The 23,781-nt window shown below is 35.7% G+C and carries 15 protein-coding genes; 7 read left to right on the top strand and 8 right to left on the bottom strand.

All coding sequences use genetic code 11. From position 1 onward, the window contains the following. Nucleotides 1–250: 250 nt before the first annotated feature. Entirely contained in the window at nucleotides 251–1,276 is a 1,026-nt protein-coding gene (locus ACPEH5_RS03680) for a threonine aldolase family protein (protein ID WP_129465917.1), read from the bottom strand. Nucleotides 1,277–1,463: 187 nt separating this feature from the next. Then, nucleotides 1,464–2,099, bottom strand: coding sequence for a DNA oxidative demethylase AlkB (gene alkB / locus ACPEH5_RS03675; protein WP_281111438.1), 636 nt, complete (start codon nucleotides 2,097–2,099; stop codon nucleotides 1,464–1,466). Between the two features lie 264 nt (nucleotides 2,100–2,363). Here alkB and ACPEH5_RS03670 point away from each other — a divergent pair, with 264 nt between their 5' ends. The 3 genes from ACPEH5_RS03670 (at nucleotide 2,364) to ACPEH5_RS03660 (ending at nucleotide 4,459) form a co-directional block, all read left to right on the top strand. Beyond that, entirely contained in the window at nucleotides 2,364–2,753 is a 390-nt protein-coding gene (locus tag ACPEH5_RS03670) for a RidA family protein (RefSeq protein WP_129465916.1), read from the top strand. A 27-nt stretch (nucleotides 2,754–2,780) separates the two neighbouring features. Continuing rightward, nucleotides 2,781–3,746: a threo-3-hydroxy-L-aspartate ammonia-lyase gene (locus tag ACPEH5_RS03665; RefSeq protein ID WP_071548092.1), complete on the top strand. Its 966-nt coding sequence runs from the start codon at nucleotides 2,781–2,783 to the stop codon at nucleotides 3,744–3,746. 83 nt (nucleotides 3,747–3,829) lie between these two features. Continuing rightward, nucleotides 3,830–4,459, top strand: coding sequence for a helix-turn-helix transcriptional regulator (locus ACPEH5_RS03660; protein ID WP_129465915.1), 630 nt, complete (start codon nucleotides 3,830–3,832; stop codon nucleotides 4,457–4,459). Between the two features lie 10 nt (nucleotides 4,460–4,469). On the opposite strand, the gene ACPEH5_RS03655 is transcribed toward ACPEH5_RS03660, so the two are convergent. After that, nucleotides 4,470–5,006, bottom strand: a complete 537-nt coding sequence (locus ACPEH5_RS03655; RefSeq protein WP_281111439.1) for a metallophosphoesterase — start codon at nucleotides 5,004–5,006, stop codon at nucleotides 4,470–4,472. 245 nt (nucleotides 5,007–5,251) lie between these two features. On the opposite strand from ACPEH5_RS03655, the gene ACPEH5_RS03650 reads away from it, so the two are divergent. Continuing rightward, nucleotides 5,252–6,142, top strand: coding sequence for an alpha/beta fold hydrolase (locus tag ACPEH5_RS03650; protein WP_129465913.1), 891 nt, complete (start codon nucleotides 5,252–5,254; stop codon nucleotides 6,140–6,142). A 51-nt stretch (nucleotides 6,143–6,193) separates the two neighbouring features. On the opposite strand, the gene ACPEH5_RS03645 is transcribed toward ACPEH5_RS03650, so the two are convergent. Together ACPEH5_RS03645 and ACPEH5_RS03640 are read right to left on the bottom strand one after the other, a co-directional pair. Continuing rightward, nucleotides 6,194–7,078: an ATP-binding protein gene (locus ACPEH5_RS03645; RefSeq protein WP_071548846.1), complete on the bottom strand. Its 885-nt coding sequence runs from the start codon at nucleotides 7,076–7,078 to the stop codon at nucleotides 6,194–6,196. 244 nt (nucleotides 7,079–7,322) lie between these two features. Next, nucleotides 7,323–15,023 carry a C80 family cysteine peptidase gene (locus ACPEH5_RS03640; protein ID WP_423727016.1) on the bottom strand — a complete coding sequence of 2,567 codons (7,701 nt, stop codon included), beginning with the start codon at nucleotides 15,021–15,023 and terminating at the stop codon, nucleotides 7,323–7,325. Between the two features lie 308 nt (nucleotides 15,024–15,331). Between ACPEH5_RS03640 and ACPEH5_RS03635 the strand changes: the two genes are divergently transcribed. Together ACPEH5_RS03635 and ACPEH5_RS03630 are read left to right on the top strand one after the other, a co-directional pair. Next, entirely contained in the window at nucleotides 15,332–16,489 is a 1,158-nt protein-coding gene (locus ACPEH5_RS03635) for an iron-containing alcohol dehydrogenase (RefSeq protein WP_071548089.1), read from the top strand. Between the two features lie 596 nt (nucleotides 16,490–17,085). After that, nucleotides 17,086–18,276 carry an MFS transporter gene (locus tag ACPEH5_RS03630; RefSeq protein WP_281110869.1) on the top strand — a complete coding sequence of 397 codons (1,191 nt, stop codon included), beginning with the start codon at nucleotides 17,086–17,088 and terminating at the stop codon, nucleotides 18,274–18,276. Nucleotides 18,277–18,300: 24 nt separating this feature from the next. Here the strand turns inward: ACPEH5_RS03630 and ACPEH5_RS03625 are convergent, their stop codons facing one another. Then, complete coding sequence (locus ACPEH5_RS03625; protein WP_166686529.1) at nucleotides 18,301–19,467, bottom strand: MFS transporter; 1,167 nt, start codon at nucleotides 19,465–19,467, stop codon at nucleotides 18,301–18,303. Nucleotides 19,468–19,991: 524 nt separating this feature from the next. Here ACPEH5_RS03625 and ACPEH5_RS03620 point away from each other — a divergent pair. Then, nucleotides 19,992–21,224, top strand: coding sequence for an MFS transporter (locus ACPEH5_RS03620; RefSeq protein ID WP_129465910.1), 1,233 nt, complete (start codon nucleotides 19,992–19,994; stop codon nucleotides 21,222–21,224). Between the two features lie 211 nt (nucleotides 21,225–21,435). On the opposite strand, the gene ada is transcribed toward ACPEH5_RS03620, so the two are convergent. Together ada and ACPEH5_RS03610 are read right to left on the bottom strand one after the other, a co-directional pair. Then, the gene (ada, locus tag ACPEH5_RS03615; protein WP_048607206.1) at nucleotides 21,436–22,494 is read right to left on the bottom strand and encodes a bifunctional DNA-binding transcriptional regulator/O6-methylguanine-DNA methyltransferase Ada; all 1,059 of its coding nucleotides are present in this window, start codon (nucleotides 22,492–22,494) and stop codon (nucleotides 21,436–21,438) included. A gap of 103 nt (nucleotides 22,495–22,597) precedes the next feature. After that, entirely contained in the window at nucleotides 22,598–23,776 is a 1,179-nt protein-coding gene (locus ACPEH5_RS03610; RefSeq protein ID WP_281110868.1) for an MFS transporter, read from the bottom strand. Between the last annotated feature and the right edge of the window lie 5 nt (nucleotides 23,777–23,781).

The raw sequence follows: 23,781 nt of genomic DNA, 5'->3' as shown, positions 1-23,781 counted from the left end.
TTACCCCACCATACTCAGGGTTTTAAAAATAAACGTATTTATTTTCTATATTGGTGTCTACGCCATCATAATTTTGTTGCGGCCAGTCACAGTGGCCTCTTCTTTTAAGTCTCAGATAGTATATCGACAACAGATAACACCAACCGATAACATTAACTAAAGTAGCTCATTGAACAGCCCGTTACACGTAAAAATAACAGGATAGAGCAACCAATAAATAAGGTTATCGACTGGTTTACTGACTGTATTTTTAACTTAATGTATGAAAAACTTGTTTAAATTTATCGATATCTTGCTGGGTTGTTGACCAAGCCGTACAAAACCGTACGCACGTTGTTTCCGTTGTGGGGTTACCAATTTTGCTCAGTTGGTAATGCTTTAATAAATTATCAGCAAGGCTGTTTGGTAAAATAACGAAAACTTGGTTTGATTCAACGGGAGCTAAAAACTCAAACCCTTGTTCCTCAAAAAATAAGGCTAACTGAGATGCCATCTCATTAAGGTGATGACCAAGCTCAAAATATAGCTCATTATTAAACAGTGGCTCAAACTGTGCGGCCAATAACCAACCTTTAGCTTGTAACCCCCCTTTTTGCTTGATGCTATAACGAAAATCAGATTTTAATGCTGGGTTCAAAATAACCAGTATTTCCCCCGTTAAAGCCCCTATTTTTGTACCGCCAATGTAGAAAACATCTGTGACTGCAGCAATATCTTCAATGGTTAAATCACTTGCTTTAGACATTAACCCCGATGCAAGACGTGCGCCATCTAAAAAAAGGAGTAACCCATGCTTATCGCAAATCTCACGTAATGCAAGTAACTCATGTTTACGGTAAACGGTGCCTATTTCTGTCGAATTACTGATATACACTAATTTTGGCTGCACACTGTGTTCATCATTATGCTCAGCCAGCACATTCGCAACCAGTGTTGGCGTTAATTTCCCTGATGGTGAGCTCACCGTAATCACCTTATGCCCCGTTGCTTCGATCGCACCAGTTTCATGCGTAGCTACATGCCCACTATCAACAGCGATCACCGCTTGGTGCGGGCGTAAAGCATGGGAGATCACGGTTAAATTGGTAACAGTGCCGCCATTAAAAAAATGAATATCCGCATTAGGTTGTCCAATACGTGCTTTAACTTGCTCAGTGACCCGAGAACAAATTTCATCTGTGCCGTAACCTTTAAAACGTTTTCCTGTTAAGTCATTCAGGGTTTTCATCACTGCTGGATGGGCTATTTCATTGTAATCATTTAAGAAGCTATACATTCATTCACCTATTAATACTGGACAAAACCATTTTATAGCCACTATTTATAGGTGTATCTTATTAATTATTCAACAAAATTTTTATTGGGATGCGTTTCAAGTTGCTTACGTAGCTTTCAATTTTCTGAAGCTAAATATGCAGCTATTTATCACCTATTTCCCCCCTTTAGTTGGAATACAACCGACTCTAGTTTTGGGTACGGCGAAAAGTTAAATTAAAGCGATAAGTGCCAAGTAGTGGGTGAGTCCCTGCTTTAATACGCCTTATACCATGGTAATTTAACCGTGATTGTCCTCCCCAAACCACCACATCGCCATGTTCTAAATGGATAGCTTGTTTAGCGGCATCCCTTGTTATCCCTCCAAAGTCAAATAGCGCAGGTAGCCCCAAAGAAAAAGAGACAATTGGATGAGAATAATCGGCTTCATCTTTATCTTGGTGCAAAGATAATTTTGCCCCGATAGCATAACGATTAACTAGGCAAGCATCAGGTTTAAACCCATCAAAACCGACGCTATTTGCAGCTGAAGTCGCTAACTGACGGAAAATAGCTGGCATTGATAACCAAGGTAAATTAGTGACAGGGTCACGCTGACTATAACGATAACCTTGTTCATCCGTTACCCATCCCCAATCCCCACAATTAGTCATCGCAACTGACATGTGATAACCACTTGGTGTTTTCATGTGCCTTAAAGGATTCGCCTTGAGTACAAGGTTCAAATCCTTCAATAACCCTTGGCTATGCCCTAATAAAAAGCCTTTTAATAAATAAGCATCAGGGGCAATCTGAATGGTGTTTTCTTCTTCGGAAAATAGCATATCGACCACTTCTCATTATTAGCTGCTAATAAAAATAATACTGCTGCCCGCTATACTACCCCAAAACTTTCGTTAACACCGGATAGTGTCGCTTTTGCTAACCATGTTACTGAAAGATGTTCTTTACATTACTCGAATAGCTTTGCTCACGTTTAAACGCAGACCTCATGTTATTTAGATGGAAAACATTGACTAAACATATAATCTAATATTAGACTAAAATTCCAATGCAAGACCACCGTTGTGATAGATAACAAGGTAAATATGAACCAATCAATTAAATATGCGAATGCCTCTACATTAATTCCCCCTAAAGGGCATTATTCTCATTGTGTTAGCGCTAATGGGTTTGTTTTTATATCGGGGCAATTACCTATTGATGCTTTGGGTAATGCCGCCACAAACATATCTTTTACCGAGCAAACCAAGCTTGTGCTCAATAATTTGCAAGTCTGCCTAGATACCGTCAATTGTACTAAAGCCAACTTGGTGCAAGTCCGTATTTATATTACCGATATGAATAACTGGAATAGTTTTAACCAAATTTATGCTGAGTGGATCGGTAATTACCGCCCCGCTCGTGCTGTTGCTGGGGTTGCAGAGCTCCACTTTGGCGCCGCATTAGAAATCGAAGCCACCGCTGTATACGCTTAAAATTTGATAATTTATTGAGGTAATATCATGACTGAGTTAACTTTGCCAAGCTATCAAGATATTGAAGATGCCGCCCAACGTATTTTAGGTTTTGCCCATAAAACGCCTGTATTAACATCAACCACTGCAAATAAACAATTTGGGGCTGAATTATTTTTTAAGTGTGAAAATTTCCAGCGTATGGGTGCATTTAAATTTAGAGGCGCATTCAATGCGTTAGCACAATTAAGTCCAGAACAAAAAAAAGCAGGTGTTATTGCTTTTTCATCAGGTAATCATGCTCAAGGTGTTGCTTTGGCCGCACAGTTACTCGATATCCCAGCAACAATTCTAATGCCAAATGATTCCCCTGCAGTCAAAGTAGCTGCCACCCAAGGCTACGGGGCTAAAGTTATACACTTTGATAGATATACCGAAAACCGCGAGCTACTTTGCCAACAACTCGCTAAGCAACATGGGTTTACCATTATCCCGCCCTATGACCATCCACATATTATTGCTGGCCAAGGTACTACTGCTAAAGAACTCATAGACGAAGTTGGGCCATTAGATGCCCTTTTTGTGTGCTTAGGTGGTGGTGGTTTGCTCTCAGGCTGTGCTATTGCCACAAAGCAACTACTCCCTGATTGCCAAATATATGGTGTCGAACCACTTGCGGGTAATGATGCACAACAGTCATTTTATCGCGGTGAAATTGTACATATTGATACCCCAAAAACCATTGCAGATGGTGCCCAAACCCAACATTTAGGCCATTATACTTTTGAAATTATTAAAAATATTGTCAATGATATTTTTACCGTTACTGACCCGCAATTAATCGACTGTATGAAGTTTTATGCTGAACGCATGAAAATTATCGTTGAACCAACGGGTTGCTTATCTTATGCAGCAGCTCTGGCTAACAAAGAACGACTGCAAGGTAAACGAGTGGGGATTATTGTCAGTGGAGGGAATGTGGATATTCATCACTTTGCTCAGTTAATATCCTAACCCCATAATTGCCTATCACCTATTAGATACATTAAAAATAGTTTAAAATTAGGGTTTCGATACAAGATAAATAAGGGAGAATAATGTCAGACCTAAAAGAAAATTCATTACTTGCGCAAATAGATATTATAGCAAAAGGATTAAGCGAAACATTTGCCCCTTTTTGTGAAGTAGTGGTTCATGATCTTAAAAAACCTGAACATTCTATTCTCTCTATTCATAACAATTTATCTGGTCGCCAAATCGGTGAACCTACAACAGAGTTAGGCCTTGCAAGAATAGAGTCTCCTGATTTCCCAAATATCATAGCCAATTATACCAACCAGTTTACGGATGGACGCCCAGTAAAAAGTACCTCGATTGGTATAAAGGATGATTCTGGGCAATATGTCGCTGCGCTTTGTCTTAATTTAGATATGACGCTATTCAGGGGAATGCAAAGTATGTTGTCTCAATTTATCGAAGTGGGAAATAGCCCTATAAAAGAACATATTGAACCCAATGGCACAGAGGCAATTCGCATCCGTATTGACCAATATGCAGCTTCGTTAGCTACCACAGCGCGTACTTTAAAAGTTGAGGAACGGAAAAATTTAATTGAGATATTACGAAATGAAGGCTTACTGGATGTAAAAAAAGCAATGGAGACTGTTGCTCAACACCTTGGGATTTCAAGAGCTTCGGTGTATTTATACGCTAAGAAAGCAAGCTAGTTTTGCTTCCTTAGCCATTTACTTTTTTTAAAATACTTTTAATGCTTATTGGGTAAAAATCATTTACATCAACACCCACATTGATTGCACGTGAACCCAATATTTCTAAGCGTTTACGTTGCTCAGGGTCTTTACCTGAATTATGTACATGCCCATATAAATGAATAGCGTCACGGAAAAAACCTTGCCATTCTAAAATTGGGTAGTGAAATAACACAAATTTTTGCTTTTGGTATTCCAATTCATAGTAGCTTCGTACCCATTCAAATAAGGTCGTATCAAACTCTGGATCATCCAAAAATTTATCATGGTTGCCCCGTATGAGATATTTCTTCCCAGCTAAACGACGTAATATTTTATTTGCATTACTGCCGTTCCCTTTATATAAAAAATCACCCAATATGTAGATCTCATCATAGTCCGTAACATAAGCATTCCAGTTATGAATTAAAGTATCATTCATGTGGTTAGTGCTTCGAAAAGGTCGATCACAAAGATTAATTATATTAGAGTGACAAAAGTGCGTATCTGAAATAAAGTAAATCATATAAAACCCGAAAAAAGATATTAATTGTCATTATGTTAAAAATGATAGTATACAAATAAATATGCGCTATCCCCTATATCATAACGTACTTGTAATTAATAACCTTACAGAATTGACCTAAAAATCCAATTCCTCCTACATAGAGGTTAGCGTTAATTGTTGATAGTTTTTATCTGTTTTTATCACTCGCATTGGACGCGAAATTGCGGCATAAATAATACAACATTCAAAATATCGGAAACAAAATGACCAATCCTTCCTCAATTTCTCTTTTCTATGATTCATTTGGTATAGCGAAAAACCCTGCTGTTGTGTTGATCCCAGGTTTGGGTGGCCATAATATCAGCTGGACTTCGGCGTTTTGCCAACAAATTGCAGATGCAGGCTTTTATGTTATACGTGTTGATAACCGTGATTCAGGATTGTCTTCCCACATCGAACATTTTCCACCAATCGTTTTAAGTGAATTGATTGGAAAAATGCAAACTGGGGAACAATTTGTTATTCCTTACACTTTATTAGATATGGCTGAGGATATAATTCGCCTACTCGACTTATTATCTATTGATAAAGCACACATAATTGGCCGCTCAATGGGGGGGATGATTGCACAGTTGGTTGCTGCGAATTACCCGCAACGTATACTATCCCTTTGCCCAATTATGTCTTCATCAGGGAACCCCGACCTGCCACAAAGCGAACCCGATGTAATGCAAATGCTGATGAGCCCAAGCCCCAACCCTAAAGAAAATTTAGAGGGGTACTTAAGCGGTCAATTAGCATTTTACCAACGCATTAGTTCCTCTATTTGCCCATTTGATGAAAATTATTATCGGGATTATGTACTGCAAGCGCTTGCTCGAAATTATTCCCCAGAAGGAACTAAACGGCAAATGGTTGCTGTGGCTATGACGGGTGATCTTCGGCCTTATATCAAAAGTATAGATGTACCAACATTAGTTATTCATGGTTCCATTGACCCTTTGTTCCCATTAGCTGCAGGTCAGGATATCGCAGAGAATATAGTGAATGCAAAATTAGAAATCATTGAGGGTATGGGGCATGAAACACCTCCGGCTCTAAACTCGCAAATTGCAACTCTGATTATTACTCATTTAAAGCAGAACCAAGTTTAGCTTGGTTAGTACCTATTTATGGCTCTATAACTGAGCCATAAATATAGGTGATTATAACCATCCTTGTTTTTTATGTTGCGCACAAATGGGGCAAATATTGATATTTTCTTCCCAAGATGAAAATGGTAGATGGCAAGTATGGCACTGACCATCATAATAGTTAAAACTAATCGGTTCGCTATTTTTAGCCGTATGCGCGTGGACATGAATAGATTGCGGGAAACAAACTACTTGGCAGCTCATACACCCCGTACACCGCTTTTCATCTATTAAAAATTGGTTATTTTCGATGTTTATCGCATGTTCATCACAAACTTTTGCACAAGCACCACATAAAATACAGCTTGCTGTATCAAGCTCTACTCTAAACCAGCTATCCTCAGGGTAAAATTGTTTCCTTGCATTTAACCCCGTTTTTACTTGGCCTTTATCTAACGGTTTCTCGTCCAATTTTTGACGGAATAACATCATTCGACGCCCGGTATCCACCTGTGCCGGCTGTACAATACGTAATTGCCAAATCGGTTCTTGTAGCGTTTTTAACTTTAAATTCAATGAGGCAACTGTTGGCAGCCACTTGTCTACCAAAGGCTCTGCTATCTGTATGCCGCGAATGCCATATTGCCGGTGCCAAACAATTAACTCATCTGCATTGGCGACAGGTTCATCGTGGTTAACCACCAAAAAGTCACCTTGATAGGTTCGTTCATGAGGAGCAATATTCTCAATAGCGTCAACAGGGCAAGAAAATAAACAGTTACCACATTGAAAGCACAGTTCATTATCAATTGCAGCTGCCATATGGCTAAAAGACACCGCACCAACCGGACAACTCGTCGCACAATTGTCACAAATACTATTTTTTAATCGTTTTCTGACACAGTTATTATTAATTGTTGGCTCTGGTGGAAGTTCTAGATTAATAAAACGTCTCATCATTCTGCACTCCCATCGTAGCAATAAATACGAATGTAAAAATCAACATTCACCTACTCAACGCTCACATTTTACCATTAATCTAAGGTTTATTTTAGTACAACACATTGTAGATAAAGATGATTTAGGCTAACTAATATGTCAAAAAACATAAAGATTTAACTATTTCAATCACCTAGTAGGGCGGGAACTCATTTATAGTTAAAAACTTTATGTTTTTTTAGCAGTAATAACTTATACAGTACTAGTTTATTGGTGCTGCTAACAGTGCATTTCTCATATAACTTTCAACGTGCGTGACTGGGTCCCAGCCAGCTTGTATTAGCGCAATACTTTTACGACCAAAACTACTGATTTCATCTTGTATACGCATCCCTGCAATTGTATTAGCTAAATACTCCAACTTTTGTTGTGTACTAAGTTCATCTTGACCACCTAGACTTTTATAAAGGCGAATTTCCGGTGCTTTAGTATTGGGATATTGAAGTATTGTTACCCTCCTTCCCAATTTTGACTGATAAATAAACTGAGTTGCATTACTTAGATGATTAGGCTCTTCTCGGGTAGGTTTTTTGTCAAAACCAATCAGATGAATCGCATTATCACCACCGCGACTATGTATTGTATTCCAACCTTCTATTTCACCATTAATGAGAAAGCTATTTTTCCCTTTTAACTCTGTTAGCAAACCATTTGCCCCGTTGATAATGTAAACATCATCTCCATCCCCTGCCGATAAGTCATTTTTACCTTTACTTGCATAAATAACATTATTTCCAGGCGTTTTATCCGGTACGGAAACGACACCCTCTTCCGCTTCGGCATAAAACACCCGCCCATACCCGCTTCGGTCCCAAATATTTTGTTTTGCACCTTTAGTTTTTACAACAAGCTGACTAAATGTGGAGTTTTCAGAAATACGAATATCCATTGACTTGAGATCAATAGTTGGTAAAGACTTCCACCCGTTAAGCATGCCTTTAAATTCATCCATTGGCTGCCATGGAGTGTTTAAATTTAAGTCGTTTTTATATTTTCTCTGTTCTGCTAAATAACGGATTAAAGAAACCATATCTTTTTTAGCATAATTTGGCAGGTGTGTAGGTAAGCTGTCATAATGATGAGCGTGGTTTATATTCATATCACTATCTGGTAATACCTTTATTTTCACAGACCGAAGATTTGATTTGGACTTATAAAGATGAAAAATAACATCATCTTCACTGATAACTTCGTATTCTGATTGGAAATTAAATAAATGAATATGGTTTTCGCCACTAGCATCATGTATTGTAGTTTGGCCGGCTTCTAAATCCCCATTTATAAGGTAATGGTCATTACCGTCTTTACCATCTAAAATATCATTACCTAAATCTGAAAGGAATAAATCATTTTGATCTCCACCATAAATATGGTCATCACCCTCCCCACCATATAGAACATTTGCCCCACTAGTCACGACTACTATGTCGTTACCTTTTCCTGCATTGACGATACATCCAGTGATATTATCATTTTTAATGAAATCATTACCATCGGATGCATCGATAATAGGAAAAGGAAATTGATATCCCATTGGGATATCAATATAATCGTCTTGTTCAGTCGGTAAGTTTATTACTTTTGCAGAGACAATTTCTTGTTCTTTTTTACTAAAGTCCACATGGAAATAGTTATTATTTCCATCTTGAATACGAATACTACCGTGTTTTTCTAATGAATAATTAATAAGTTTAATTTCTAACTTAACATCATTAAATCGGTTATATAATAGGATAGATTGGCCTATAACCTTTAACCTAAACCCATTCTCATAAGGTAGCGAAATATATGTAGCACCAATGTTATCACTTACTTTATTTATATTCGAATAGTCAAAAACCAACTGACCTTGAAAATATTGTTCTGGGCTTACCTGATAAAAATCTTGGCCTTCAGTAACAATAATCCGGCTATTTCTATTCACCATCAATAGTTGGTTATCACCAGAGGTCCCTTGATAAGTCAAATTTCGAATAGAACCATGAAGTTTAAAACTTCCCCATTTACGAGGGGTATATATACGGTCGCCAATACTTAACGTATTTGTTTCATCATTTATATTTACAGTTTCATTACTGTATTTATATATGGCATCTTGTTCTTGTTGGTAGGTGATGTCAAAAATATCTTCTTTAAGGATAAGGGGTTTCTGTGCATCTAAGTCTTTTAATTTACTATTTAATAAAAAACCATCTTTGGTATGTAATTGGTATTGATGATTTATTCTTCTAGTATCTTCATACTTAGAATATACATTTTTAAGTTCAACTTTGACGCTTACTATTTTATCTTTAAAATTTGATGATTTACTACAGATGACTATTATTATATCATTACCACTAACATATACCTCTTCAATTTCACTTAACAAATAACCTAAGGTTACTCGACTTCTACTTTTTGTTGTTTCCGTAATCGTTGCTGTTAAATTAAATATTTTTTTGGCTTCATTTTCAGGGATACTTCCCCAATCAAAACGTCGTAAAAAGTAGCTATCATTACCTTCTCCACCATTTATTACGCCGTGTTCAAATACCAAATGGTCATCCCCCCCCATAGCATTAATAAAAGCACAAGCTGAAGCAGCATCTAATGTATTACTTTCATCATTGCCCACTAGAGTCGCTTTTGAATCTCGGCTTCCTACTAAAAAAACATTACTAATATTACGTAAAACAAGATCTTTCTGTTTTTTATTGTAAAAGGTAATTTTTGATTTAAGTGAGTTAAGGTCTATATAGATATAACTCCCAATTCGTATGTCATTAATAATTAAAGTATTATTCCCACCATTTCCATCAAAATATAAATCATTGATTTCATTACTTGATGAATCAAATAATAGTGATAAATTTGCCACATCATCATGATTTCCACCAGCTAAAAACTTAGTACCGGAACTAATAGTAAAAGAATTTCTTGCATTTTTTTTACCAATAGTAATATCAGTCCCATTACCCGAATTAAAATTAATATTTTTTTGCTTAGCTTCTTCCTCATATTGTAATCCAATATTTTGCATGCCTTCATAAATAATATCAGGAACTTCACCTAGTATTTTTTTTGCAATTTGAACTGGATCAGCAATAATTTGTTCACCTAAAATTTCAATTGGTATGTGACTGTCAAAGTCTGGATGATAAATATTACCATGATGATTCCTTGCCCTAAAGAACCTTAATTCAGAGGCGGCTAATGTGCTTAATTGAGTAACGACTGGTTGCTTTTTTTTACTCTTGTATTTTTCATTTAATTTAAATCGATACAGAAACTCTTTTAATAAATCACTATCATATTCTGTATTGAGTATAAGAATGTCATCAGCTTTTTTCTCACCAATGTCCTTATAAGAGACACCTGCCTTCTTCTTAATAAGACTAAACTTACAGCAAAAATGAATTTTACGTGTTCCTTTTCTGATTTTTATCCATATATTACAGTGTGAATCATAATCATAATTATTACAAATATAATTAATTTGCTCTATCGTATAATGAGGGCCAGTATCATCACGTGCAATGTTTTTAAGAATATGGTTGTCATCACCCCCTTCAAATACAGTGCTATTGATGATTCTAAATTTTGGCCGATAATAAATATAATATTTTTTATGTTCTGTAAGTATCGGCTCACCTACAAATTGCAGATGTTCTTCAAACCCTTGGTAAAGATTGTTCGATTTAAAATTATCTAGATCCTGTTGCCAATTTACATTTTTAAAATGTGCTAGATGCTGCTTATAGCTAATTCGATTTAATATATCGTCAGAAGGAGAAAAACCAAATGCCGCGCGTATCCCTTCTCTAGCTTTTTCATCCCAATCTAAAGAGCTTCCTAATTCCTCTTCGATTCTCTCTACGGCTCGTATACCTGTATAAACCATTCCACCTATTAATAATGCACCACCAACAATTAAACCAACAACAGGTATTGTTGATGACCCTATGATGATACCAATGATGGTCAGGCTACCAACAACTATATTTGCAATAGACAACGAGCCGTTAACAAGTAAATCTTGCCGCTCTTTTGCATCCGTTATTTTGTCTAACTGCTCAAAAGCTTCATAAGCCTGATAAATGTCTAATCCGATCCCAATTAAGTTAAATATGATTGTGACTCGAGCGGCTAATTTAGCCCCTGAATTAAATGACCCAGCCTGTTTATATGATAATCTCAATAAAATAGGCTGCAAAATCATGTCACCATAATTAAAACAGGCGGATGCACAAGCCATGGTCAGTTTTTTGGTAATTAAAGAACGTTCATCTTCCGTAAGGTCTGGGTTATCTAAACCATCAATCAACTGATAAATCCCATTAAGTGTAATAAAAACACCGACTCCCCCCGTAACTTGACCGGCACCATTAGCAATACGGGCATAAGCGGGTAATTTTATTCCTTCATTATGTAATGACTTAACCCCTTTAGATACAGTACGCTTATCTCCAAAATCTAATTTTTGAATAATTTTTAATTGCTTTAAAGCAATTTGTTGACTTTGCATCATGTCATTTGAGCGTATTTTTTGCTCAATATTACTATCTTTGATTAATTGTTGTGTCACCTCAAGAGGTTTAATGTCTGCCTCTAGTTCTGTCGATAAGGTTAATTTTTCTACTAATACATCAGCATTAAATTTAATTTTCTGCACCCATCCTTTATCCTCCACGTGTTTTGCGTGAATAGGTACATTGTCTATCATCGCCCCTAGTGAGCGTAATTCTTTTATCGATGTTGTAACTTCTCCCAGTTGAAGGGCCACATTTCTATTGATCTCTAAGTTCTTTTTATATACCGTGTTTTCCAGTTTCTCTTCACTTTGTTTTACTAACGTACGGTAACCCTCTCCGCTCGCATCAATATATAATGCTGTTGCTCTTAGCCCTTCATCTGAATCAGTTAAAAAACCCAACTGTTTGCCTCTAGTTATCACCCTACCATCAAGTTGTTGAAGCTCTTGTTGCATATAGTGTTGAGTTATTTTCAATAATCTAGCTCGAGCAACGGCAAGGTTAGGGTCAGATATTACTAATTCAATGCCTGATTCATCCATCAAGTGAAAAGTATAACTCTCCACTTTATATTCACACTTAATCATAATTTTAGATAAAGGACTTTTAATACAAACTAAATAATCGTTATTTATTTGATTAAAAATAGTCTCAAAAGATTGATTACTTGATGTTGAAGCTATTTTCTCTATTCCCTCATTTTTTAACTGGTAGATATCATTATAACTTTTTAAAATTTCTATTTCATGGCTAGATGCATTACCTAGCCTATGCTTATATTTAATTTCTTCATAAATATTATAACAATCTTCTGCCATTTTTTCATTTTTGAAATAAACATTATATAATGATGTAGATGTTTTTTTACCCTCATAATGAAATTCATTAAATTTCACATAATCATGATAAAACAATCCCCTACTCATCTCCTTTACATAATTTACTGTAAGTTTTCGTTCATACTCCAACTTACACATTAACCCATATGCTTTTTTCAACGAGCCATTATTAAATGCTTCATTATCTTCTTGGTAAAGATATATTAAATCTCGAAGTCTTCTTTTAACTATCCCTAGTCTATCATTAGATTTTAACGTAAATAATAATTCTTTGTGATCATATTTATTCCCTCGTGGAAATAGTGATTTCAATCTATTTTTTGAAGACTCACCCAAATATACATTAATTTCAGGGTTAGATTTTAGCGCTTCTAATAATATCATTGATTCTTGTGCTTGTTGTACCAAAGAATATTTTTCATTATCCTGAAATAGAATATTCCACTCTTTTAAACCTTTAACATTACCCTCACTTTTAAAATAGCTCATCACTCTTTTATTAATTATCGGGTCCATTCTAATCATTGATATTTTTTCATGATTTAGTTTTCCATCATCATGGGTTAAATAACCTATTATATACTTATCTTTTTCTATATCTATCTGGCTTGGAACTATTTTTTTATTAATTAGTTTTAATATTAAACCTTCTAATCTTTCGTTATCATTTAACTCCTTCTCATTTAATGTCCATCTAGTATTTACTGTTAATTTATTTGGCTCATATAGCCCCGCATTAATTAATGTATTTTTTAACTTTTCAGAAGCAACTTTAACCCCTTCGGAGGTTAAATCATTTGGATTATCCGTTAAAACTAAGGATACCGAATTATTAAAATCCGAATTATAATCTTTTCTTAATTTTTCCATTACATCAGTTAGGGGTAATAATGATTCATTTATCTCTAATGCGCTAGTAATAAACACCCATTTTTTTTGCTTTAGCCCCGTAAGCTTGTTAATATCACCATATTCAATACAACCATCAGCCACACCTTTACCTACTTGCATAATAAGGGTATTTTTAGGATTGTTAGAAGCTATTTTCTCTGCCTGTAGCCTACCACTCTCACTACCATTTACCCGTAATATAATGGTCGCCAGGCCATCATCAACAACTTTATTTACTCGATTATTAATATTTTCATCATTTACCATACGCCATAATGGGGGTTCTTCAATACCAGCACTGGCAAGTAGGTGACAGATCCTATCGTAAAAATCTTCATCAATAATGCGCTCATACCCCTTGAGCTCTGATTCTAAAATAGCGTTTGCTTTATGATTAAATGCTAATGTCTTTATTAGATCACTGTTAACCACTCCATTTTTTTTATAAAAAGCCAGTAGATTAGTATTTTTACCTTCCAAAATTTGCGAAATTTTTAATTCCCCACGTCGAACTTCATTTATAAAAAATAATGGTGCAGGAAACCCATTTATATATGTTTTTTTCGATGAAGGATGTGTTTTATATTCATATTTAAAATTCTTAGTTGAAAATTCCTCACCCTTAATTTTAATTGATTTTACCCCTATATGGTTCACACTCTCTCCAATGGACCTATTATAAGCCACTATTGGAATATTGATGCCTTTTCTATTTAAAGCCAAATGAGTATTTAATGCAAAATTTTCATTAATGCCACCTCGAGCCAATTTACAACCATATAGAACAATTTTATTTGGCTGTAAGTTTTTTAATGTGTTATTTTTTAAAAAAGAGACTCCACTGGCGAACTCTTCAGGTAGCGCACCTTCAAATGTTACTTTACTACCTATATTATTTGTGTTCTTTACATGTAAACCATGCCCTACAAACGTCCAACGAATATTCTTGTTTTCACCTACTTCAATCGCTGATTTTAAAATACGTGCTTGCTTGCTCTCCAAATCAAATTGGACTAATGTAGTATTTTCCGAATGTTTGACGTATAGCCCAGAAATAACATCTGCTGTAATTTCATCACTACCTAATTGAATAACAATATGATGATCATAATTAGAGCTTAGATTTTTATGAGTTAACCCTACAATAGATTTTTCAGGGTTATATTTATAGTCTAAGTACTCAGTCTCTGATAAGTTTACATTTGAATTAGTTCTATGCCTTTCATATTCATCTTTTTTTACCTCATTTAATTCAAAGACACATCTAAGGAATAGTTTTTTCATTTCATCTTCATTTTTAGTATATATTTCCTCCATAATTTTAGGATCTTTAAACATATAAACAAACTTATCTTTGCTTATATAAAAATATTCTTTATATTGCATTAACTCAGCTGAATTAGCCTCAATAAGGTTAATGACTCTCCCTTGATTTTCAATCCTTGTTTGTAAACAAATAATTTGTTCTTTTTTTTGGATTTCATATTTAATAGTTTTAGATTTAATATCATAATTTTCAAAGCTGAGTAAAAACCGCCCTTGTGAATCCAACTTCATTACAGGTTTTACTGAATATTTATCTGTGTTTTTACCTTCAATCATGTCATTGACGTAACAAATGAATTTTTCTTTTGTCATAAAATTTAAATTATTTGGCATATTGTATCCCTTTTATTTGGTTTCATCATTATTGATAAAGTTGGCATTTAAAATACCAAATGAAGATAAAAATCAAAATTCGCTGAGGTTAAATAAGACTAACTTTTTATTTTTTACTTCTACTTATCATCAGCATGTAAAAATAATTATATTGAAGAGCGGTTTCGCTTATATCATACAAGTCGAAATTATATGCTGGTTATATATCACTACCATAGCTATATAATTTGTATCTAATACATTTAGGCGCTAAACTTGATTAGTTAACAAAAACCAAGTCCACCCACTTTTAAGGCTAAGGTTTATCTATGAATAACTTTGAATTTTATAACCCAACACGTATCGTTTTTGGTAAAGATAAAATCGCTGAACTTGACAGGCTCATTCCACAAAATGCAAAAGTTCTCATCCTGTTTGGTGGCGAAAGCGCCCGAAGGACAGGTACATTGAATGAAGTTGAGCAAGCATTAGGCACGCGTCAATTTGATCTGTTTGGTGGAATTGAAGCTAACCCTCGTTATGAAACGTTAATTAAGGCCGTTGATAAAATAGAGAAAGAAGGCTTTGATTTTTTACTTGCCGTTGGTGGTGGGTCTGTCATTGACGGTGTTAAATTTGTGGCAGCAGCGGTTAACTACCCTGGTGATAAGTGGGAAGTTGTTACCAACAGAGGCTCTACAATCAAAACAGCTTTACCTTTTGGTACCGTTTTGACATTACCAGCAACAGGTTCAGAAATGAACAAAGGCTCCGTCATTACAAGGGAAGAATTACACTCAAAGTTAGCATTTATGAGCGATTATGTTTTTCCTCAGTTCTCGATTCTTGACCCTGTAAAAACATTTACCTTACCTCCTCGACAAGTCAGTAATGGTGTTGTTGATGCCTTTGTACATATTGTTGAGCAATATTTAACCTACCCTGTTAATGCTAAAGTACAAGACTCATTTGCTGAAGGTTTACTAAAAACGTTAATAGACATTGGTCCTAAAGCACTTGAAACACCTCATGACTATGATATTCGCGCTAATTTAATGTGGGTTGCAACATTAGCATTAAATGGGTTGATTGGAGTTGGCGTACCGCAAGATTGGTCTACCCACATGTTAGGCCATGAAATTACAGTGTTATATGGTTTAGACCATGCACAAACATTAGCTATCGTACTTCCTTCAATGCTGCTCGAAAAACTACCACAAAAACAGGAAAAATTAGCCCAGTACGCAGAAAATGTGTGGGGGGTTACCGCTGGTTCTCAATCAGAGAAAGCCATCAAAGCTATTGAGCTGACAAGAGCGTTTTTTGAAAAAATGCAAGTAGGCACACGCTTTAGTGATTACCAGCTTACCCAAGATGTCATTGAACCATTAGTCAACAGTCTAAAAGCACATGATATGGTCAAGCTGGGTGAACACCAAGATATTACTTTGGACGTTAGCCGCCGAGTGTATACCGCAGCCTTATAACGGCTATGTAAAGGTTGTACCTTCAACCTTTTTAATGAAGCCCGTTAATGTTTTCTTGACCACATTTGCATTGATAGGTGATTATTTCTAATAAACAAAATAATCACCTACTTAATTGTAATTTCAAGTATGTCCAAACCAGTATTACATGATTTTCTTTGCGCTAACCACCTAACCTTGTAGATTGACTCAATCTAGGTTTATTGGTTATTTGGAGGGGAGATTTTTAATCAGTGAACTACTGTAATACCACCCCCCCATCAAACTCGCTAAAGCCATTATTAATCATAATTAGGTTAATCATTTACCTTGATTGAACGCCCATTTGTTTGCATCCATACCTATAAAACTACATCGGCCATAATTAGCCTAAGTTACTCATATTTATCTATCTAGCATATAACGTTTAATTAGATATAAGGGCGCTTTAATTACCAGATTTTTAATTGTGAATGGTAGATTAGCATTAGCAAAATATTGTTTTCGATTCAGAGCATTATTCCCCATTTCTCACTGCTCTAAATTTATGTATTTTATAGCTTACAGACCCTTTTATACAAAATTTTAACAACAATTATGAGTTAGGTTGTGAGCCAATGCTTTCTAAATTTAATATATCAAACAGCGCATTACTTGCATCGTCACTACTCTTAACGATAGGACGTGGCGCAACATTGCCCTTCATGGCAATTTACCTAACTCGAGAATACCAAATGGCAATTGATATTGTCGGTATAGCCATGTCACTGGCAATGGTTATAGGTGTTTTATTCAGTATGGGCTTTGGTATGCTTGCTGACCGGGTTGATAAGAAACGCTGCATGTTATTTGCTGTGTTAGCTTTTATTTTGGGGTTTATCGCTATCCCCACAGTAAATAATGCTATTTTAGTTATCGCGTTCTTTTCTCTTATTAACTGCTCATATTCTGTGTTTTCTACGGTCTTAAAAGCCTATTTTGCGGATACACTCACAGTCTCTTTAAAGGCAAAGATATTTTCCTTAAATTATACCTTTATCAATATCGGTTGGACTATTGCCCCCCCCATTGGTACTTGGTTATTAATGTACAGTATTAACTTACCATTCTATTTAGCCGCTATATCAGCTGCTCTACCAATATTTTTTATACAACGTTTTGTACAAAGCATAAAACCAACGCCATTAGAAAACGGAAACATACGTAAATGGAACCCACTGAGTATGCTAAGTGATCAAGTCTTAGCATGGTTTATTTTATCCACATTTTTGGGTTCATTGGTTTTTGGTACTTTTACCACTTGGATTTCGCAATATGCAATTACTGTGGCAAGCAGTGATTTTGCTCAGGTTGTTATTGGGGTAATTTTACCTGTGAATGCAGTCGTGGTCGTTACATTACAATACACCGTAGGGAAGCGTATCACCCCGGATAACCTAAAAAAATTAATGACCTTAGGCAGCTTATTCTTTATTTTAGGCTTAGCAACTTTTATGAATGCACATGAAAATTTATACCTCTGGGCGGCAGGCGCTTTTATTTTTACATTAGGTGAATTAATTTATGCCCCAGGAGAATATATGTTAATTGACAGTATTGCACCGGAAGGCATGAAAGCGAGTTATTTTTCAGCCCAATCCCTTGGGCTATTGGGCGGTGCATTTAACCCTATGTTAACTGGTGTTGTTCTTACTGAGCTTCAGCCACATTTCATTTTTATTATTCTCATGTTTATTACCTTTCTGGCATGGTTATCCATGTTAAACGGGATGCGATTACGCAAAAAACAATTATTACGCACCGTATAGTGCGTTACCGTTAGTGCTCCATCATTAACGGTAACGCCTATTTTTCCTGACCCGTAAATTTAACGTAGCCATAACGAGAAAAATTGCACTACTAATTATTAAGATGACTGAAAGTACTAAAGTTGAGAGATTATTTTCAGTCACCAGCAGTGAAAATGCAGGTATTGTAATTAATAAAGCTAAATTATTTATGCTTTCTGAAACAGATAATACTAATCCTTTATTTTTAGTACTCTCTTTAGCCAATAACGAGGTACTGACCGGTGAAGCCACCCCTAATGCTACCCCTATAAATAACAAGCAGATACAATCGCCAACTAAGGGTAATTTTCCTGTAATAAATAACACTAAAGCAACCAATATTCCTAATAAAATTAGGATTAGTTTAGCTGCATCCTGTAGTTTATATTTTGCTATTTTCGCAACCAAAGCATTACCAATGAACAAGCCAATACCAAATAACCCCATAATGATACCAATCTCAGCTGTTTCTAATGCAGTTCTTTGTCTTATAATTTCCCCTGACAATAAAAAGATACTAACTGAAACCCCGTTCCATAATCCCTTTGCTATGATCAAACGTAAAATATTTGCTTGTATTAAGCAGCTCAATGAGTGGGGATAGGTATGGTTTTTTTTAGAACTCGGCAAGATAAACCATGATATAGAAAATGCGAATAAGCCACATAAACTCGTTAATATAAAAGGCGAATACCACGAAAAATATTGAACTAAAATACCCGCTAACATTGGCCCAGTCACAATGCCAACGGTCATTCCCATCATGACACTCCCCATCGCGGCTGCTTGGTTTTCTCTTTTTATCACATCGGCTATAAGGGAAAAAATAACGGGAACTAATGCCGCTGATGCCACTCCCCCTATAACGCGGAAAATTACAGCAACCGAAAAATTAGGCGAAAAAATAATCGCCAAACTATCTAGTGATAATAACAATATTGCAGTGAGTAAAATTTTTCGCTTATCTATTCGGTCAGAAAGGTAACCAATTAGAGGTGCTGTGAGTGTATATGCCAATGCATAGGACGATATCAGCCAAGGAATTTGTTCAGACGGAACTTCAAATGCCAGTGCTAGTGGCGACATTATTGAGGACAACATAAATTCTGTAGTCCCAACTAGATATACAATAACAGCAGATAAAAATAATACATTACGATTAGAGGTCATAGTATCCCCTTACGAGTGAAGTAATTAATATGATTTGAGTTTTAGATTTAATAAATTGAGTCTAAATTTAATGAATCGAAGAAATTAGATTTTGGGCTATAAGATGTCAAAATGAACGCAACTCGGCTAAAGTCACATAGTTTGAGGTGAGTGAAATGGGGTATTCTAGGTTAGTAATTAGGTAGGTTTCATCTAATTTAACACTAATTACGAGGCTAATGCAACTTTTAGTTTAACCTTATTGTTAACTATTTCTTATATTTAATTACCTAAACAACCCTCTTCTTAAATACAAATTATTAACATTTCGGTGAGTATGTAATAATGCTTATAAAAGTAACAATGTAATATTTAATTTATAATAAGCCGCTTTTACATCAAAAAAAAAGCCCAAAATTATATTTTATAATATGCAAGAAATAACCAATAGATGCTTGTATACATGATTATTAAATGAATTTGTGTAAGTGATTAATTTAACAATTACATGAAAGTATATTTAGACTAGGCAAGGATGTATAAATATGAATATAACAACTCGATTAAAGATAGTTTCATTTTTACAATTTTTTATATGGGGATCTTGGTTAGTTACATTTGCGTCCTATCTTTTCAACACCCTACACTTTAAAGGTGGTGAAATTGGGTTAATATTCAGTGCATTAGGGATATCCGCTCTATGCTCACCAGTTATCATAGGGTTTATTGCAGATAAAATTAATAACCGTAAACTAGTTTATATCGCTTCTCATTTTATTTCTGCTTTATTCTTACTCGCGATGGCTCATAGTCATTCAATAACCCTACTGTTCATTATGACATTAATCCACCTAATGTTTTATATGCCAACAATTTCAATCTGTAACAGTATTGTTTTTGAAATGTTAGAGGAGCAAAAGCTTAGCTCTGATATCTATTTCCCTAAAATACGAGTCTATGGCACAGTTGGCTTTATTGTCGCTATGTGGACTATTAGTCTATTAAAACTTGAAATGAGTTTTTATCAATTATATATCAGTGCTGCTGCATCTATTGTTTTAAGTATTTTTTCTGTTTTCTTTATATCGATTAAAAGAGTTAATACATCAAAAAATAAAAAAATTAGCTGCCAAAATATTATTCAGCTATTTAAAAAAGGTAGAGTCGCTGTATTTCTATTTTTTGCTATGCTACTCGGTTCTGTATTGCAAATAACCAATACCTTTGGTGTTCCTTTTTTGCAAGATATGGCTCTAGCTCCTGAGGCTAAGGGTTCTGTTTTCTCTGCGTATCCAACCATATTCTTATCAATATCACAGTTTTCTGAAATTATTTTTATTCTCCTTTTACCTATTTTGCTGAAAAAAATTAAAATTGAAACGATCCTATTGCTCAGTATGATTGCATGGATTTTACGCTTAGGATTATTTGCTTATGGTGACTTCACCTCCATAGGCACCATCGCCCTCTTCTTATCAATGGTTGTGTATGGCTGTGCATTTGATTTCTTCAATATTGCGGGAGCCCTATTTTTAGAAAAAGAAATCGCCCCTGAATTTCGTTCCACAGCACAGGGCGTTTTCACGACTTTAGTTAATGGGTTCGGTACTTTTTTAGGCGCAGTGCTTTGTGGTTGGGCAATTGAACTCAATACAGTTGAAGGTATTGTAGATTGGAAAACTTTTTGGCTAATATTTACCGGGTACACAGCAAGTTTTACGGCTTTATACCTTATCTATATGTTGTTCACTAAACATAATAAGGCTGAATCTATGTAATTGTTCATAATCACAAGCTCCCAAAGATAAACCTAAATCAACTTTACTCATGACTGCTAATGGGCTGTAGAACGATAAGCTAAGCGATTAGTACTTTAATTTTAAAGTACTGATTAATTTTTTGGGGGCGTCTTTTACACCATCGACTCACATTAAGCTTTAGTTAACTCATCATAAAAGATGACCAATACTAAATGACTTATTATTTAAATCATTTACGTTGAGATTCTTTTAACAATAGTGCTTGTTTACGATCTATTCCCCAGCGGTAACCGGAAAGGTCACCATTATTTCTGACCACGCGGTGGCAAGGTATCGCTACAGCTAATATATTTGCAGCACAAGCACTCGCAACTGCCCTAACCGCTTTAGGTTGGCCTATTTTTTCTGCTATCTCACTATAACTTACTGTTTTACCAGCGGGTATATCACGTAATGCATGCCATACCCGTTGCTGAAATGCAGTACCTCTAATATCTAATGGTAGGTCAAAACCAATTTCGGGTGCTTCAATAAACCCCAAAACTTTCGCAATCACTTTTTCAAACTTATCATCACCTCCGATAAGATCAGCTTTAGGGAACTTATCTTGTAAGTCTCTCAATAGCTGCTCAGGGTCGTCTCCCAGTAAGATAGCACAGACACCTATTGGGCTTTGAGCAACCAATACAGTTCCTAATGAACAAGCAGCGAGAGCAAAATAAATTTTGCTGCCACCCCCTCCTGATTTCCAAGCGCTTGGGGTCATTCCTAGCCGCTGTATTGCCGTTTCATAAAAGCGGCTGTTTGATTGGTATCCTGCATCATAGATAGCATCAGTAATTCGTTCTTGTTGCTGAAGTTGACCTTGTAATTTTTCGTGTCGCAGACCGTTTGCATAAGCTTTAGGCGTTAAACCTGTGTGCGCCTTAAATAAGCGATGAAAATGGTAACGGCTAATTCCAACGTATTCTGCAAGTTCAGTCAGTGTCAACGGCCGATTTTGCTGTTCAATGTAACGGCAGGCCTTTTCTATTTTTTCCTTATAAAATTGGTTTAATTGTGCCGTTTCTGTACGCTGACGTTTACCGGGACGATAACCTTGCTTAATGGCTTGTTGTTCATTATCGAAAAACTCAACATTATCTCTATTCGGTAAACGCCCCGCAGCAGAAGGATGGTTATAAATTAATGATGTTTTCACACCATAAACAAAATGACCATCTGCATTTTTATTACGTTCGACTACGGCTTGCCAACGTTGCTCTGGAGATTTCCACATATTAACCATCGCTATGACCCCTATTCCACTTTAGAATTATTGCGTTAATTATCAACATTGGGCTAGCACAGAAACTCCGAACCTTGCTTTTTAATTATTCAATCGCTACTGGCTAACTACACGCCACTTCCGTTACGAGTTTTGTATTAGCATTTCTGCGAGAAATAACCAGAATAACACTGATGCCTAAAACAGCAATTAACGCCCCAATAAAGCTAATCATTGAATAGCTATAACCATGAGATAATATAACTCCCCCAATAGCGGCTCCAATCGCATTACCTAAATTAAAAGCCCCAATGTTAACAGAAGAAGCTAAAGCTTGTGCCCCCGTCGCAGCATTCATAACAAGCATTTGGATTGGTGGTACAATACCAAAACTAAAAATACTCCAAAATAATAAACCAGCACCAGCCCCGATTGAATTTACCGCGATAAATGGAAATATAGCCATACTGGACGCTAACATAATAAAAAATACAATTAAGGTACCAAACAATGATTTATCAGCAAACAGCCCTCCAATATAATTACCAATGGTAAAGCCAATACCAATAATTACTAACATTATGGTGATCATTTGATCTGAAGCTTGGATAAATTCCATTAACATTGGGGTTATATAGGTATAAAGTGTAAACATCGCACTGGCACCTAATACTGTTGAAAGCATCCCTAGCAATACCTGAGGTCGTCGCAGAATAGCTAATTCGCTTTTCACATTCACTTTTTTACCCGTCAAATGGCTAGGTAATGCCAAAACCAAGCTAATAATCGTCAATATACCTAAAGCAGAAATCAAATAAAATGCCTGACGCCAGCCTATCATTTGAGTTAATTTAGTCATTAATGGTACACCACCAATATTCGCTATTGTTAGCCCCATAAACATCGCTGCTATTGCACTGGCTTGTTTACCCGTTGGTACTACACTAGGGGCCACCATTGCGCCTAACCCAAAAAATGCGCCATGATTTAAGCTGGTAATAAAACGAGAAAGTGACAGTGTCACTAAATCAGGTGACATGGCAGATAATAGATTCCCTATAGTGAATATTGACATTAAAAATATTAAAGCCATTTTCGGTCGTCTATTTGCTAAAAGTAATGTCATGATTGGCGCACCAATCATCACCCCTAATGCATATATCACTACAATAGAACCTACTGATGGTATGTCTACCTGAATATTTTGCGCGATATAAGGTAACATTCCCATCGGTGAAAACTCTGTTGCTCCAATAGCAAACGCACCTATCGCCAAAGCCAATAATGCTGTGTTTATTCTCATTCAAA

Source organism: Providencia sp. NPDC089933, assembly GCF_049545585.1.
GTDB classification, from domain to species: Bacteria; Pseudomonadota; Gammaproteobacteria; order Enterobacterales; family Enterobacteriaceae; genus Providencia; species Providencia huashanensis.
Note: the sequence above shows the minus strand (reverse complement) of the source record. Positions and strands in the feature narration are given on the sequence as shown.